The sequence below is a fragment of the Fulvivirga sedimenti genome (genome assembly GCF_020328055.1).
Map to the genome: position 1 here is coordinate 105,895 of NZ_JAIXNE010000005.1, position 15,656 is coordinate 121,550.

Annotated in this window: 13 protein-coding genes; 9 read left to right on the top strand and 4 right to left on the bottom strand. The window is 44.7% G+C overall.

The features are described 5' to 3' along the window. Nucleotides 1-6 precede the first annotated feature (6 nt). From LDX50_RS24170 to LDX50_RS24210, 9 genes are all read left to right on the top strand, one after another. Entirely contained in the window at nt 7-603 is a 597-nt protein-coding gene (locus LDX50_RS24170) for a chemotaxis protein CheB (RefSeq protein WP_225698852.1), read from the top strand. Next, a complete protein-coding gene (locus LDX50_RS24175) occupies nt 600-1,409 on the top strand; it encodes a GAF domain-containing protein (RefSeq protein ID WP_225698853.1) in 810 nt (269 codons plus the stop codon). The genes LDX50_RS24170 and LDX50_RS24175 overlap by 4 nt, the downstream gene beginning before the upstream one ends. After that, a complete protein-coding gene (locus tag LDX50_RS24180; RefSeq protein WP_225698854.1) occupies nt 1,406-4,882 on the top strand; it encodes a PAS domain S-box protein in 3,477 nt (1,158 codons plus the stop codon). Before LDX50_RS24175 ends, LDX50_RS24180 begins: the two co-directional genes overlap by 4 nt. Before the next feature lie 88 nt (nt 4,883-4,970). Then, nucleotides 4,971-5,501, top strand: a complete 531-nt coding sequence (locus tag LDX50_RS24185; protein WP_225698855.1) for a SiaB family protein kinase — start codon at nt 4,971-4,973, stop codon at nt 5,499-5,501. Between the two features lie 30 nt (nt 5,502-5,531). Next, nucleotides 5,532-5,894 carry a DUF1987 domain-containing protein gene (locus tag LDX50_RS24190; protein ID WP_225698856.1) on the top strand — a complete coding sequence of 121 codons (363 nt, stop codon included), beginning with the start codon at nt 5,532-5,534 and terminating at the stop codon, nt 5,892-5,894. A gap of 57 nt (nt 5,895-5,951) precedes the next feature. Further along, nucleotides 5,952-9,032, top strand: a complete 3,081-nt coding sequence (locus tag LDX50_RS24195) for an ATP-binding cassette domain-containing protein (RefSeq protein WP_225698857.1) — start codon at nt 5,952-5,954, stop codon at nt 9,030-9,032. A 78-nt stretch (nt 9,033-9,110) separates the two neighbouring features. Next, a complete protein-coding gene (locus LDX50_RS24200) occupies nt 9,111-10,010 on the top strand; it encodes a putative periplasmic lipoprotein (RefSeq protein WP_225698858.1) in 900 nt (299 codons plus the stop codon). 6 nt (nt 10,011-10,016) lie between these two features. Then, nucleotides 10,017-10,448, top strand: coding sequence for a hypothetical protein (locus LDX50_RS24205; RefSeq protein WP_225698859.1), 432 nt, complete (start codon nt 10,017-10,019; stop codon nt 10,446-10,448). A 65-nt stretch (nt 10,449-10,513) separates the two neighbouring features. Continuing rightward, complete coding sequence (locus tag LDX50_RS24210) at nt 10,514-11,155, top strand: alpha/beta hydrolase (RefSeq protein ID WP_225698860.1); 642 nt, start codon at nt 10,514-10,516, stop codon at nt 11,153-11,155. A 1-nt stretch (nt 11,156) separates the two neighbouring features. On the opposite strand, the gene LDX50_RS24215 is transcribed toward LDX50_RS24210, so the two are convergent. The 4 genes from LDX50_RS24215 to LDX50_RS24230 form a co-directional block, all read right to left on the bottom strand. Continuing rightward, nucleotides 11,157-11,903: an SDR family NAD(P)-dependent oxidoreductase gene (locus tag LDX50_RS24215; protein WP_225698861.1), complete on the bottom strand. Its 747-nt coding sequence runs from the start codon at nt 11,901-11,903 to the stop codon at nt 11,157-11,159. 2 nt (nt 11,904-11,905) lie between these two features. Then, complete coding sequence (porT, locus tag LDX50_RS24220) at nt 11,906-12,640, bottom strand: type IX secretion/gliding motility protein PorT/SprT (protein WP_225698862.1); 735 nt, start codon at nt 12,638-12,640, stop codon at nt 11,906-11,908. Continuing rightward, entirely contained in the window at nt 12,586-13,311 is a 726-nt protein-coding gene (gene ubiE / locus LDX50_RS24225; RefSeq protein ID WP_225698863.1) for a bifunctional demethylmenaquinone methyltransferase/2-methoxy-6-polyprenyl-1,4-benzoquinol methylase UbiE, read from the bottom strand. The genes porT and ubiE overlap by 55 nt, the downstream gene beginning before the upstream one ends. A gap of 127 nt (nt 13,312-13,438) precedes the next feature. Then, complete coding sequence (locus tag LDX50_RS24230; protein ID WP_225698864.1) at nt 13,439-15,496, bottom strand: OmpA family protein; 2,058 nt, start codon at nt 15,494-15,496, stop codon at nt 13,439-13,441. Nucleotides 15,497-15,656 lie beyond the last annotated feature (160 nt).

The window sequence follows — 15,656 nt, forward strand, 5'->3', positions numbered from 1 at the left end:
TAAACTATGATCATCACATCCTTACATAATAAATATAAAGCCATCGTAATTGGCGGATCAGCGGGAAGCTTCCAGGGGATCACCAGAATCCTTTCAGAACTTCCGGATAATTTCCCGCTGCCCATAATTATGTGCCTGCACCGGTTGAAACACGTGCGAAACGGGTTTGTCGAAGCCCTTTCCATTAAAAGCATTGCAGAAGTGATCGAACCCTATGATAAGCAGCCCATCAAGAAAGGCAAGGTGTACCTGGCCCCGGCAAATTATCATATGGCGATCGAATTGGGGAATTATTTCAGCCTGTCCACGGAAGAAATGGTCAATAACAGCCGGCCAGCCATCGATATCACGCTGAATTCGGCATCGTATGTCTTCAAGGACAAACTTATCGGGATCCTGCTTTCGGGGGCCAACAAGGATGGCGGATTAGGAATGAAACATATCAAGAGCAGAGGCGGCCTGACGATCGTGCAGGATCCATCAGATTGTATGATAGATGCCATGCCAAAGGCTGCATTGGAACAGACGAAGATTGATATGGTCATGAAGATCGATGAAATCGTTCTTTTTTTGAAAGAGTTGAATAAACAGTATACAACATGAAACGAGGAAACTTCAACGGAATAATATTCACGATCATTTTTGTGATCGGAATCCTTATATCAGGATACCTGCTGATTCAGTTGAAATCAGACCTGGCCCTCACGTCGGGTGTGCTTTCCACCACTGAAATCGAACTGGCCATGCCCTATTTCATACGACTGCAAATAGCTGTATTCGGAACATTCCTGGTTGGACTTCTCGGTTTTTATTTCATGCAACGCCACCATCAACATGAATTAATCTATGTTGACCGGAACCGACAGGAAAAACGTTCACAGGAAGATAAGGAGCATAAGGAAGCCGATAATAGAGCTGACGACGCTTCATTTATTGATGAAATCTTAAAAAAGGAAAAAAATAAACCCCTCGAAAAGGCATTTCATGCACTTTGCGAGCATCATGAGGCCATTGCAGGGGCATTGTACCAGGTAAATGGCAAGAAAAATTCACCTCAGTTCGAACTTACAGTGCCGTTTGCACTGTCATTCTCCGAATCTGAGCGGCCCGTATATGAATTTGGCGAAGGGTTCATCGGACAAACAGCTAAAGAAAAGCGGGCAATGTTTATCGATAATATACCTGAAAATACACATCGTGGAATCAGCGGGCTTGGGCAGGCACCTCCGAAGTTTCTGTCGGTCGTTCCACTGATCCATGAAGATGATGTGGTTGGAGTCTGTGAATTGGGGACTTACAAAGTTTTGAATGAAGGAGAACGTAAAAACCTCACCATTGAGTGTGAAACAATCGCAGGCTATCTGAAGAAAGGAAATGGTATCAAACAAGAAAAAACTCCGAAGTCATGAATAAAAGATTCAGTATACGGACGAAAATAACAGGATTGGTAGTTGTTCTTGTTGCCGCAGCTGTGGCAATCAGCAGCTATATTTCATTTGAGGTAAGTCGGGATTCACTGGAAGAACGATACCAGGAAAACCTTGCCTTGCTGGCGGGAAATAAAGCACTGGAGATTGAACTCATGCTGCAGCGCATCTCACAAAACCTTCAGTTCGCTCAGGAAAACGGATTCCTGAATCCACCTGATGAATATGAGGTTCCTGCCGAAGAGGCCTCTGAATCAGGTGATCCCTTTGCAGACATGTTCACTGTAAGTGACGAAACCTCCACAGATGATAACTCTTTCCTTGCAATGGAAACAGTGAACGATGATAAAGGAGCAGACATCGTGGCCATGTTAATGTCCTACAAAAAATCATATGAGTTAGGTGATATACATCTGACAAAAAGGAATGGTGTAGTAACGCACAGTACCCGCCCTGGGCTTACAGATCAGAATTTTCCGGACCCCGGATCCATCATTTCAGAAACATCTAATGGGCTGTTTATCAGTGAGATTTATGGAAAAAGATTCTTTGCCGGAATTCCATTGAATTCGGCCACTGATAAATCATTGCTGATCTTCGAGATCAATGCCGATGAGATCAACAACATTTTGAGCGATACACTCGGGCTTGGAGACAGCGGTGAACTTCTGCTGGTTTCCGGGAACGAGGAAAACATAACCATACTGAATCATCTTCGCCATAAACCCGGCGACAGTGTTGAAATCGTGAAACCAACCTCCCGGTCGGGACAGTCACTTGTTCGGGCACTGGCTGGCGAGAAAGGTGAAAGCATGGATATAGATTACCGCGGCCGCGAGGTACTGGCAGCCTATCATCCAATTGCATCAACGAATTGGGCCATCGTGGCAAAAATAGACAGCGATGAGGTATATGCCTCCACAGGTGGAACATTCATCAAATACCTGGTAGCCGGAATGCTGCTGTTGCTTTCAAGTGTTTTTCTGTCCCTGATCGTATCAAGACAGCTGATCAATCCCTTGATCTCCCTGAAATCAAACCTTGAACTCCTGCGAAACGGAATTCTGCCTGAGAAGATAGACCAGATCAGCGAGGATGAGGTAGGTGAAATGGCTCAGAACGTTAACCAGCTCAATGAATCCTTAAAGGCCACAGCACTGTTTGCACAGGAAATCGGTGAGGGCAACTTCGATGCTGATTACAAGCCCGTAAGCGACAGTGACGCACTGGGTAATGCATTGATCACCATGCGCGACAATCTTATCGAGGCTGAAAAACGTGATAAGGAAAGGAACTGGATCGTTACCGGAGTGGCGGAAATCGGCGAGATACTACGGGCAAGTGATAACCTCCAGGAACTTGGAGACGAAGTGATCAAATACATCATACAGAAGATCGGAGCTGTGCAGGGTGCGTTTTATGTGGTAAATGATGACGGCGACGAACGTATTCTGGAAATGACAAGCAGCTATGCCTACAGCCGGAAGAAATATCTGGAGGCGAAATTCAAATTCGCAGAAGGACTCGTGGGCCAGGCCGCCGCTGAAAAGGATTCTGTACTTCGCACGGAAATACCTGATGACTATGTCACCATTACCTCCGGTATTTTAGGGGACACCAAACCAGGCTGCCTGTTGATCGTTCCGTTAGTCGCCGAAGAGAACGTTTACGGAGCGCTTGAATTCGCAGGATACCAGAAATTCTCAAACAGCGAAGTTAAATTCGTCGAAGAACTTAGTGTAATTACCGCCAGGACAGTATTTAACATCAAGGTGAATGAAAGAACGCGGAACCTGCTGGCAGAATCTCAGACCATGAGTACAGAACTCCAGGAAAAACAGGAGATCCTTCGCCAGAATGCGGAGGAAATGCAGGCGACCCAGGAAGAGCTTCAGCGTTCAAACCAGCGACTCGAAGAGCAGATCGAAGAAGTGAACTACACCCAGCGCAGAATGCAGATTCTGCTGGAAAATGCCTCAGAGGTGATTACCATCTATGACGAGGATGGCACCATCAAGTATGTAAGCCCCTCGGTTGAACCTATTCTTGGCTATTCACAGAATGAAATTATCGGAACTCACGATATAGAAAAGGTGCATTCCGACGGTCAGGAAGCGTTCAAAAAACTGTTCAACCGCTTGCTGAAAAAGCCGGATGAGCAGGTGACCATTCAGTATGAATACCGGACCAAGGAGGGCGAATACATCTGGATGGAGGCAACGGGAAGTAACTTCCTGGGCAATCCGGCCATACGCGGGTTGGTAATCAATTCTCAGAATATTACGGAACGCAAACGTGCAGAAGCCGAACAGCGTATGCGAAGTAAGATGCAGGCACTATCGGAAAATTCTCCTGACCTCATTACCAGGCTTGAGCAGGGAGTAATTTCCTATATCAACCCGGTTATTGAGGAATATACCGGTAAACATCCTGAATCCTATATTAATCAGCCCGTTGATCAGGCTCAATTGAATGAAAAGGTTCTCGAGCAGTGGCTGTCGATCGTGGAACAGGTACGTGCCGAGGATAAAACGCTGAAAACAGAAATGGACTTCCCTTCTGAAATGGGGGAACGCATCATGCAGGTGAATGCCATTCCGGAATACGACGAAAATGAAAGCCTGGAATCGGTTCTTGTTGTTTCCCATGATATTACAGAGCGGAAACACATTGAACTTGAAATTCAGAATAAAAACAAGAAAATCGCCGATAGTATCAACTACGCGAAACGAATCCAGAATGCAATTCTGCCTGATAATTCGGTAATAACCCGAACACTGCCCGATTCATTTATACTTTACAAACCAAAAGATGTCGTAAGTGGAGACTTCCCCTGGTATGTGGAGGTGAACGATGCGATCTATATCGCCGCGGTAGACTGTACCGGCCATGGTGTTCCCGGTGCTTTGCTCTCGCTGATCGGGTATTTCCTTCTCAATGACATTGTACGGAGCCGGAAGATCTCCGACCCGGGAGTGATTCTTGATATTCTCGATGAAGGCGTAACGACAACCCTGCGACAGGATCAGGGCGATTCCCAGACGAAGGACGGTATGGACATCGCGCTGTGCCGCATCGACAAAAAATCAAGAAAAGTTGAATTCGCAGGAGCTCATCGTCCGCTGTATGTGATGAAGAAGGGCGAGATGGATGAGATCAAGGGGAATAAATTCGCTATCGGCGGCGGGATCTATAAGAACCAGACCAATTTCACAAGTCATCAGATTCAGCTTTCGAAGGGTGATTCCATTTTCTTCTGCTCAGACGGATACCCCGATCAGTTCGGAGGACCGCAAAACCGTAAGTTTGGACCGAAACGCTTACGTCAGCTAATCGAAGATATGCATGACAAACCGATGAAAGCAGCCTATAAAGCCTTCGATGACCAGTGGGAAACGTGGAAAGGTGACGAAAAACAAACAGACGATGTTTTATTAATAGGTATTAAGTTTTAGAAAAAAACATTAAGTAGTATTTTGGGGCTACTTTTTAGCCCACCGGATATATATTTTAACGAAAACACATTTTTTAACTATATCACTTATGAGGTATATATATGACTTACATCAGACGATGATTGACCATCACCTGATCCTTGTTTACGAAGGTGAATTTACCCAGGAGATCACAAAATCCGTTTTGGCCATGGCCGAACGTAATATGGATTCCACGGGAGAAGAATCCTCGATCAAGAGAAAGGTATTCAATGTAATGGTAGAATGCTTGCAGAACATCGTAAAACATGCTGATCATAACAATCAGGATAATGCGGCGGTGTTTCTGATCGGCAGAAGTGCTGACTCCTATATCATCACTTCAGGTAATCCGATACATCAGTCGGAAATAGCAGGTCTGAAGCAAAAACTTGAGAATATAAACAACCTGGATAAGGATGGTCTCAAGGAATTGTACAAAGACATTATTAAGAACACCCAGATTTCTGACAAAGGTGGTGCAGGCCTGGGCTTTGTTGATATGGCGCGTAAATCCGGACAGCCCCTGGAATTCGAATTTGTAGAACTCGACAATGGTGGTGCATTTTTCTGTCTGAAATGCTCCATCCCACGCGCTTAATTTTTTAATGAATACAAAAAATCAGAAACCATGGATATACTTAATCTAGAAGGAACAGAAGATACTCCAAAAATATTACTTGATAAAGGAAACGGTATTTTTGAAATCTCGGGCCGTTCGTTACCCGAAGACTCCGCTGAATTTTTTCAGCCCGTACTGGACTGGATCGATGCCTATTCCGCTGAACCAAACAGCTCAACAGAATTTGTTTTCAAGCTGGAATATTTCAACACTGCATCATCCAAACTGATACTTGATGTACTATCAGCATTGGAAGACATAGACGGAACAACGATTCACTGGTATTTTCACGAGGATGATGAAGATATGGAAGAAGCAGGTGAGGAATTTTCCGAGCTGGTTGAACTTCCCTTTGAATTCAAAACTTACTAGTCGCTGATCGGCCATTTTTTAAGGAGAAATTTTTTTAACTGAACCTAGCCGGTAACAATGAGTGAGGAAATACTTAAAGCGTTAACGCAACTTTTTGCCATTATCACTAAACAGGATGGTGGCGTCACAGAAAAGGAACGTCAGTTCGTAATCGGATTCTTTAAACAGGAACTCGATCAGGACTCCGTAAAAGAGTACCTGCAACTCTATGACCAGTATTCCGGGTACTCAGAGGAAGAGAAGCAGGAAGAAACCCGGAAAAAACTCACCTCCGTCCGAGATTCAGTAAAAACCCTGGGCCTTTGTAAAAAAATCAATAAGACACTTACCCAGAAGCAAAAAGTCGTTGTATTGATAAAAATCCTTGAGCTCGTGAGTTCTGATAAGAATTTTACGCCTCAGCGGATGGAAATCATCGATACGATCAGTACAGTCTTTAATATTGACAAAACCGAATACAAGGAAATTGAATCCTTTGTTATAGGCGAGGATGCTGCGGGAATAGACGCGGCAAACCTGCTCATCGTTGATCAGCGTGAGTCCGATGATCCGGAAAAGTCCCGGAAACATCTTAACGCTGAACTGGAAGGAGTGCTTTTATTCCTTCGCGTAAAGAGCGTCGATATGTACTTTACCCGCTACCTGGGGGAAGATGAAAACAACCTGAATGGATTTATCATGCAAACCGGAAGGGTATATCTCTTCTCACACGGCAGCACGGTAAAAACAATGCTGGGATCGGCCCTGTATTATTCCGACCTGATCATGATGTTCAGTGAGGAAATCCGAACCACCAAACTGTCCTTCAATGCAGATATTGAAGAGTTTCAGTTTCCAAACGGTGCAACAGGTCTCCATGATATCCATATTTCCGAGGGACCTGGCAAACTGATCGGCATCATGGGTGCCAGTGGTGCCGGAAAAACCACACTGCTTAACGTTCTTGCAGGAATTGAACCTCCCGGGAAAGGATCAATCCGGATCAATGGATATGACATCCATACAGAAAAAGCAAAGATTCATGGTGTGATCGGCTATGTTTCGCAGGATGATCTGCTGATTGAAGAACTTACTGTTTTCGACAACCTGTATTATAACGCCAAATTGTGCTTTGCCGATAAGAATGAGGAGGAGATCAGGGAAAGAGTACTGCGCGTTCTGGAAAGCCTCGGACTTGAACAGCGTAAAGACCTTCGCGTGGGCAGCGTGCTCGATAAGACGATAAGCGGCGGACAGCGAAAACGACTTAACATTGCATTGGAGCTTATCCGGGAACCCGCGGTTCTTTTCGTGGATGAGCCCACTTCCGGCCTTTCTTCACGGGATTCAGAAAATGTGATTGACCTGCTTAAGGAACTCTCACTAAAGGGCAAACTGATTTTTGTTGTTATCCATCAGCCTTCTTCAGACATCTACAAAATGTTTGATAAGATGTTCATCATGGATACCGGGGGATATCCCGTATACTATGGTAATCCGGTGGGCGCGGTAACTTATTTCAAACAGGTTACGAACCAGGTTGACAGCGAGCGCGGCCAGTGTGAAACTTGCGGTAACGTAAATCCTGAGCAGATTTTCAATATCATCGAAGCAAAGGTGGTGGATGAATACGGTCAGCTGACCAATAAGAGAAAGATCAATCCACTGGGATGGCATGAGCACTTCGGAACCAATTTCAGTCTCGACAGGGTGGAAGATGTAAATGAAAAACCACCACACAGCCTTAGCATTCCTTCCAAAATAAAGCAAAGTCTGATTTTCCTGAAGCGTGATATGCTTTCCAAAATCAGCAACCGACAATATTTACTGATCAACCTGCTGGAAGCCCCGCTCCTGGCATTGATCCTGGCATTCATTATTCGATACAGAAGCAGCCCTGATGGAAGTGAATATATTTTCAGATTCAACGAAAATATCCCCGCTTTCATGCTTATGAGCATTATTGTAGCCCTTTTTATGGGGCTTACCGTAAGTGCCGAGGAAATTATCCGGGACAGAAAGATACTCAAACGGGAGAGTTTCCTGAACCTCAGCTGGAATAGCTACCTGGTCTCAAAACTCGGACTCCTCTTCCTGCTGTCGGCCATTCAAACACTCACATTTGTAGTAATCGGAAATGTTATCCTGGAAATTCATGACATGACCTTCGCATTCTGGTTTGTTCTGTTCAGCTGTTCCTGCTTTGCGAATGTACTCGGACTGAACATCTCAGCGGCCTTTAATTCAGCCGTTACGGTGTATGTCATGATTCCGTTACTGCTCATCCCTCAGATGATCCTGAGCGGGTTACTGTTCAGTTTCGACAGGCTTAACGATATTATTACCACCAAGGGTAAAGTGCCTGTTGTGGCCGATTTGATGGCTTCACGGTGGGCGTACGAGGCCATGGCAGTGTACCAGTTTAAGGAGAACAGCTACGAATTCCTGTATTATGACCTGGAGAAAAAGGAGGCGGATGCCGATTTCAAGGCGGCCTATATTCAGCCCAAGCTGCTTGAAAAAACCAAAGAGATCAGGAATCTTCTGGCCGACTCATCGGATTCCTCACGGCAGGTAATCAATGCTTCCCTGGCCATCATTGGCAACGAACTCAAGGGAGAGTCGTTCACAGACAGCCTTGAAAGTACCTGGACGCAGGGTCCTCTCGATGCGGCTGAGGTTACGACAGCATTGCTGGACAACCTGGATGCCTACCTGCAAACATATAGAAAACATTATCAGAATATCTATAATACCACGGTGAGTGAACGTGAAAAGAAGGTTTACTTCTACGAGACCAAGACCCCTGATTATAACCTGAATGAATATAAGGATAAGTACTACAATGAAAGCCTGGCGGATCTGGTGACAAATGCCACCGAGACTGACAGGGTAATCGAATATAACGGACAATTATTACAGCAAATAAATCCAGTATTTGTGACGCCTGACAAACCGTCTAATCCACTGGATTACCGCGCACAATTTTTTGCTCCTGTTAAATATTTCGCAGGAAATTACATAGATACATATTGGTTCAATGTCGTTGTAATATGGCTTATGTCACTGGTATTATACCTCACATTGTACACTGAACTACTTAGGAAGCTGATGGATTATTTCGGTAATCTGTCCTTTTCCTCCAAAAAGAAGAGTTAACCTTACATCCCTTGTCAGACGGGCATTTGGATATGAGGTGAGGAAGTATATTTTTGTTATCAGATTAATTTTTTAACCATGAGGAAATTATTTTTTGGGCTTGGCCTGGTTTCCCTTTTAGCATCTTGTTCCGGGAACAAACCTGATGAAGCAGCCTACGAGGTGAATGCAGATTCAGTAACTGTTGCCGAACCACCGGTTTCGGAAGAAGTGATCAGCAGTGTGATACAGCAGATCCCTTCACCATTGGAAATTTCGGTGCTGCTGAAGGAATCAGGAAGTTCGTACGACAGGTCGCTGTTAAACGAAGCCGACAACAAATCGAAATACAACAGTAACTATCAGAAAGCAGTCAATCTGGGCATCTACGGTACAGACCTCGGCTATACCAATATATACGAGCAAAACCAGGACGGACTCGACTACATGGATGCCATTAAGGAAATGGCTGACGGATTGAGTATCGGGCAGTTTTTTGATATTGAAACCATCGGTCGTCTTGCGACAAACAGCAAAAACCTGGATTCATTATTACTGATTACAACCCAGAATTTTAATGAAATTAATCACTACCTGCAGGAACAGAGCCGCGCAAATCTGAGTGTTTTGCTCCTTACAGGCGGATGGCTGGAAGCCATGCATATCACCACCCAAATCGCGCAGAAAAACCCCGATAATAAGGCGTTGAGCGAAACTATTGGTGAGCAAAAGATAATTTTAGACAATATTACCATCCTACTTTCTTTCTATGAGTCGACTGATCCGCGAATAGCCGATTTGCACGGACAAATGAAAGACCTGCAGTCTATTTACGAGGCTGTGGAGATCACCCACACCTATGAGGAATCCACATATGAAATCGTCGATGGCGTGATGGTGATTAAGGATAACAGTTCAAGTGAAATAAATATCAGCCCTGAAACGGAAACAGCTATCCGAAATAAAGTAGAGGAAATCAGGAAGGGAGTAATTAACTAGGTAACAATGAAAAAAATAGTTTACATATTCATTCTGGCAGGTTTCTTTATGGTAATGAACCAGGCATCCTTTGCACAGTGCAACCCGGAATCCTTAACGGAAAATTGTATTCCGAAGCTGGCAGATGGTTTTAACTATCTGAAAAGCTATAAAATTAACGGGGCCAACGGAACGAAGGACAAAATAGAGTATTCGTATGTTTTTACGAAAGGTACTCAGTATATGATCAATCTTTGCGCAATGGGAGAACAGACCGATGGAATCGTCGTGAACCTCTTCGACAGCAATAGAAATAAGGTGGTAAGCAGTAAGATCGACGGACAGTTTATTTCTGCCATCGTCTACCCCTGCAACAACACAGGCATTTATTATATCCAGTACACATTCGACAATTCCACAAATTACTGCGGTGGAAGTGCTCTGGGTTTTAAACGATAGTAGTAGTGGTTTGGGTTTGAACCATAAAGGCCGGCGCTTCGCCGGTCTTTTTTTATTTTTGTCCGATGAAAACATCCTACATAACCTTTCCGCACACTGCGCGATTCCAGCAATTGGGCGAAATCACCACAGATACAAACGAAATTGTCTATGTTATCCATGGATACGGACAGCTTGCAAAATATTTCATCAGGAAATTTGAATCAATCGCCTCTCCGCAACGTATGATCATTGCCCCCGAAGGATTGTCCAGGTTTTACCTGGACGGCTTTGACGGACGGATCGGAGCAACCTGGATGACACGTGAAGACAGGGAAACAGACATCGCCAACTATGTTGCATACCTGGATGCCATTCACACATCCATCAAAGTCCGGCTTGACCACGACATAAAAATTACTGTGCTCGGCTTTTCCCAGGGAGCTGCAACTGCCACCCGCTGGCTCATGAACGGAAATATTAAAGCATCATCCCTCATCCTCTGGGCGGGCATACTACCCTATGATCTGAACCTTGACAATGCCGGACAAAAACTTGGCGATCTGGAAAAATGGTGCGTTTACGGATTACAGGATCCGTATCTGAAAGATGAGAAAATGAACGAAATGACTGACCTTGTGTCACGAACCGGTTTGGAATTTCAATATATCACTTTTCAGGGCGAACATGAAATTGAAACAGACACGCTTAAAGGTCTGTTCAACTAGCTTATTTCCGTGAAACGATGGTCGACGATGCCTGTGCCTGTGGCAATACCAGAATATCAGCGAGATTTACGTGAGCAGGCCTGGAAAGCATAAAAGCGATGATCTCTGCAATATCACGGGCTTGCAAGGCGTCCATCCCGGCATACACCTTGCGTGATCGGTCCTCATCACCCTTAAATCGAACCATGCTGAATTCCGTTTCCACCAGGCCCGGATTGATCGCCGATACCTTAATCCCGGTTCCGTTTAGATCGATACGAAGTCCCTGGTTGATGGCGTCTACGGCATGTTTCGAAGCGCAATATACATTCCCTGACGGATAAACTTCCTTTCCAGCGATGGAGCCAATGTTGATAATATATCCATTGTTACGATCAATCATACCGGGTAAAACCGCGCGTGTTACGTATAACAATCCTTTAACATTGATATCAATCATAGCATCCCAGTCGGCAACATCCCCCGACTGCAGCGGAGCCATGCCATGGGCATTCCCTGCGTTGTTTATAAGCACATCGATTTCCAGGTGGTCGGGCAGCGTCGCAACCGCTTCATCCACTTCAGCCTGGTTTCGAACATCAAACGTGAGTGTATGAACCTCTGTGGGCAATTCTTCCTTCAGGCGTTCCAAGCGGTCTGCCCTCCTTCCGCACAGAATAAGCTTATAACCCTGATCTGCAAGAATCTCTGCGGTTGCCTTTCCGATACCCGATGTGGCACCGGTGATGAAAGCCGTTTTAAACGTCATAGTTATTGAAACAAGAGTATAAGGGATACAGTATTCGTATTGATGCGATCAAGACCGGCACCATATGCATTATTGGCATCGCCGAGCAGGTTTGTGAACCCTTTTGAAAACCGAATTTCAGGAGAAAACTTAAAAAGCGGATAATAGATATCCACTCCAAATCCCAGTTCCCCGGAAAAATTAAAATCCTTTGTTATCAGATAGTCATCTCCAAAATCTTCGTTCTTATTCTTACCTGAAACTTCAAACCCCGGCTTTACGCCTCCCACGAAATACATTCGGGCATTTCCCCGCCGGGCAGACTTATATTTCAGCATAACGGGCAGCTCCACAACTGTTGACTCGATCAGCTGATTATCTACCGGCTCATCCACATATTCATAGTCGATAGCGTATTCGTGAAATGAAACGGTGGGCGTAAGCCTCAGATCAAAATATTCCTCAAGCCTGAAATTTACAATGAATCCCAGGCTGAAACCTGTGGACCATTTGGGTGAAATGGCATATACCGAATCAAATGAATCTGAAACAAATGCATCACTGTATTTAATCTGATATGAAGAGGTTTGTCCCTGGAGCAAAAATCCATAGGTAAGCCACCTCCTATCATAATTTGGGTTATTCAACTGCTTCCTTCGCTGCGCGAAAGCGGCCAGAGGCAACACCAGAAGGATGAGGATTATCAGGCCTTTTCGCCCACGTAAATTGAACTTACCCCGAATGTTAAAGGTTTGCATTTTGTGTTTTTATATCCTACTTGCTGCATATGCGCAAGGAATCTGTCGCCATCAGGAAAAGCTTCCACAGATTCAGGCAGGTACGTATACGCGGCCCTGTCTTTGGAGATTACCTTTCCAATTTTAGGTAAAATTGCCTTAAAGTAAAAATTGTACAGCTGCTTAAATGGAAAGCGGTTTGGTCTGCTGAATTCCAGCACAACCGCCTTGCCTCCCGGTTTCAACACCCTGTACATATCGGCCAATCCCTTATCCAGATTTTCAAAGTTCCTTACTCCAAATGAAACGATCACCGCATCAAACTTATTGTCTTCAAATAACAACCCTTCAGAATCGCCTTGCTGAAGTTCAATACGGTCATCATAACCTTTTCTCTTCATTTTCTCCCGGCCAACACTGAGCATCCCCTCAGAAATATCCACGCCAATTACCTTATCGGGATTCAACGCCAGCGCCTCGATGGCAAAGTCACCTGTGCCGGTCGCAATATCCAGGATAAGACGAGGTTTGTCCTCGCGAAGCAATTTTATGGCCTTCTTCCTCCAACGGATGTCAATTCCGAGACTTAAAAAATGGTTCAGGAAGTCGTAATTCTGACTGATATTGTCGAACATTTCGGCAACCTGCTCCTTCTTGCCTGATTCCTTGTCTTTATAGGGTACTACTGTCATAATTCATTGATATAAACCCTTAATCACATATCTTGTTCTGCGGGCCGGCAAATATCCGACAGAACTGTGGAGAAAACAAAAAAGCCATCTGTATTCGAACAGATGGCTTTCCCTTGTTCAATGAATTTTATTTCAATCCTGTCACCTTGAATTCAACGCGGCGGTTTATTTCGCGACCTTCGGCTTCATCATCATTACTGGCCAGGGGTTTTTCCTCCCCAAAGCCGACAGACATGATCCTGCGGGAATCGATTCCTTTGTTCACAAGGAAGTTCTTCACTGCATTTGCCCGCCGTTGCGACAGATCCAGGTTGTATGCTTTAGACCCGATATTATCGGTATGTCCTGAAATTTCAATCACCATGCCCGGATTCTGCGCCATCATGGTCTCAAGTTTGTTCAACTCGCTGTAGCTTTCGTCCTTGAATGTAGCTTTATCAAAATCAAAATAAATATTTCTTAAAACCTTCCTGGTTCCAAGCTCAAGCTTCCTCAGCCGCACGGTACGCTCCATCGTAGAAGATTCTGAACTGGCAGCCAGTGAGCCCAGGTCAATATCCTCGAAGAGATATCCATCCTTTTCAACAGATAACCTGTATGATTTAGGCGTAGACTGCCGAATCATAAAACGATATTTTCCAAGATCTTCCCTGCTTTTTCCAGCAACCATGTTATCCGGAATACTTTGAACACTAACCTTCGCATCCGTCGGATTTCCCGCCTCATCAAGTACGTTGACTACCACCTCCAGCGGCTCCGTTTTTTTCTCCGTCACATTCACAGCCGTTTCCAAATCGGTCTTTACCTGCTCAATGCTGTCAGATTCAACATCTTTATTGGCCAGGGCCTCCATTTCTTCATCACTTAAAATGGTCACCATATAAATATCGGTATAGCCCAGACCATCTTCCCGAACAGACGCATAATATCCGCGCTGTCCATCCTTGGTACTCACAAAGTAAATATCATCATCTGGCGTGTTGATCGGGAATCCAAGATTTTCAGGTTCCGTCCACGCATTGTTGGCACTGTCATATTCAGAACGGAAAATGTCATATCCACCCATACCCTTACGACCACGGGTACTGAAATACAACGTTTTTCCATCATAATCGATGAAAGGACCGTCATCATCATATTCGGTGTTGATGGTCGGCCCAAGATTTTTTGAACGTCCCCATTCACCCCGCGCATCCTTTACGCTGAAGTATATATCCGAACCGCCATATCCTCCCGGACGGTCACTGGCAAAAAACAGCGTGGAACCGTCGGGAGAAATCGAGATTGAACTCTCCTTAAATCCTTCTGAATTGATGTTTTCACTAAGGGGCTCCGGATAGGACCAGGAGCCATCTTCATTGCGGTTTGCCGCATAGATATCTCCGTTGTTCTCGTCCTTATAAATAAACAGTTGCTCCCCGTCGGCAGAAAGGGCAAGATTTGAATCGTGATATTCCGTGTTTACAGTACTTCCAATATTCATGGCAGGAGACCATACACCATTCTCCTTTGTCGCCATAAAAATATCTTCGAACGGTTTGTTATCCTTGAACACATTTTCATTCAGGTTGCCATCCCTCCGACGTGTGGTGAAAATCATCAGGGTCTCATCCTCGTTGAGAACGGGGGCATATTCCTCGTACTCCGTATTGATGGCATTTCCAATATTAACGATAGAGTAGTGGGCCGGATTCGCAACATATTCCTTGGCATTACTGCACTCATAGATCCTTCGGGTAACTTCAGCTAATTCAACCTTATCGATACCACGGTATCCATCCTCCTGCTTGAGTTTGTTCAGATATCGGTTGTAGTAAGCAAGGGCATTATCGAAATCCATTCCGTACTGGTAGCTCCGGCCAATCTGATACATAATGTCAAATCGATAATTCGGATCCAGCTCAAGGACCTTGAGAAAATATTTAACCGCACGGTCTTTTCCGATCGTCTTCAAATGAAAATCTCCAGCCATCCAGTTTGCCTTCACATTGGAAGGATCCGCCTCTGCGGCAAGAACGTACAGATCACGGGCATCCACCATCGCGGCTGTTGCTTCCATGATCAATTCTGCCTGGTTAATGTATTCCTCTGCGAGCTCCTTATCACTTTGCTCCTGTGCAAAAAGGGATGTTGATATACTGAGCAGAAAAACGGTAAAAAATTGTAAAACGCGTTTTTGTATCATTTCTGGCGATATTTGCAGATCATTATGGTTTACCTTAAAAAAATAGCAGCCAGGGACTGCCTTACCATACTAAATAAAGGACAATAAACGATAAAATTCCCAATTAGGGAATTAAACTCCCGCTTAAATGTTGCTTTTGTACACTAAATATAAAAAATTG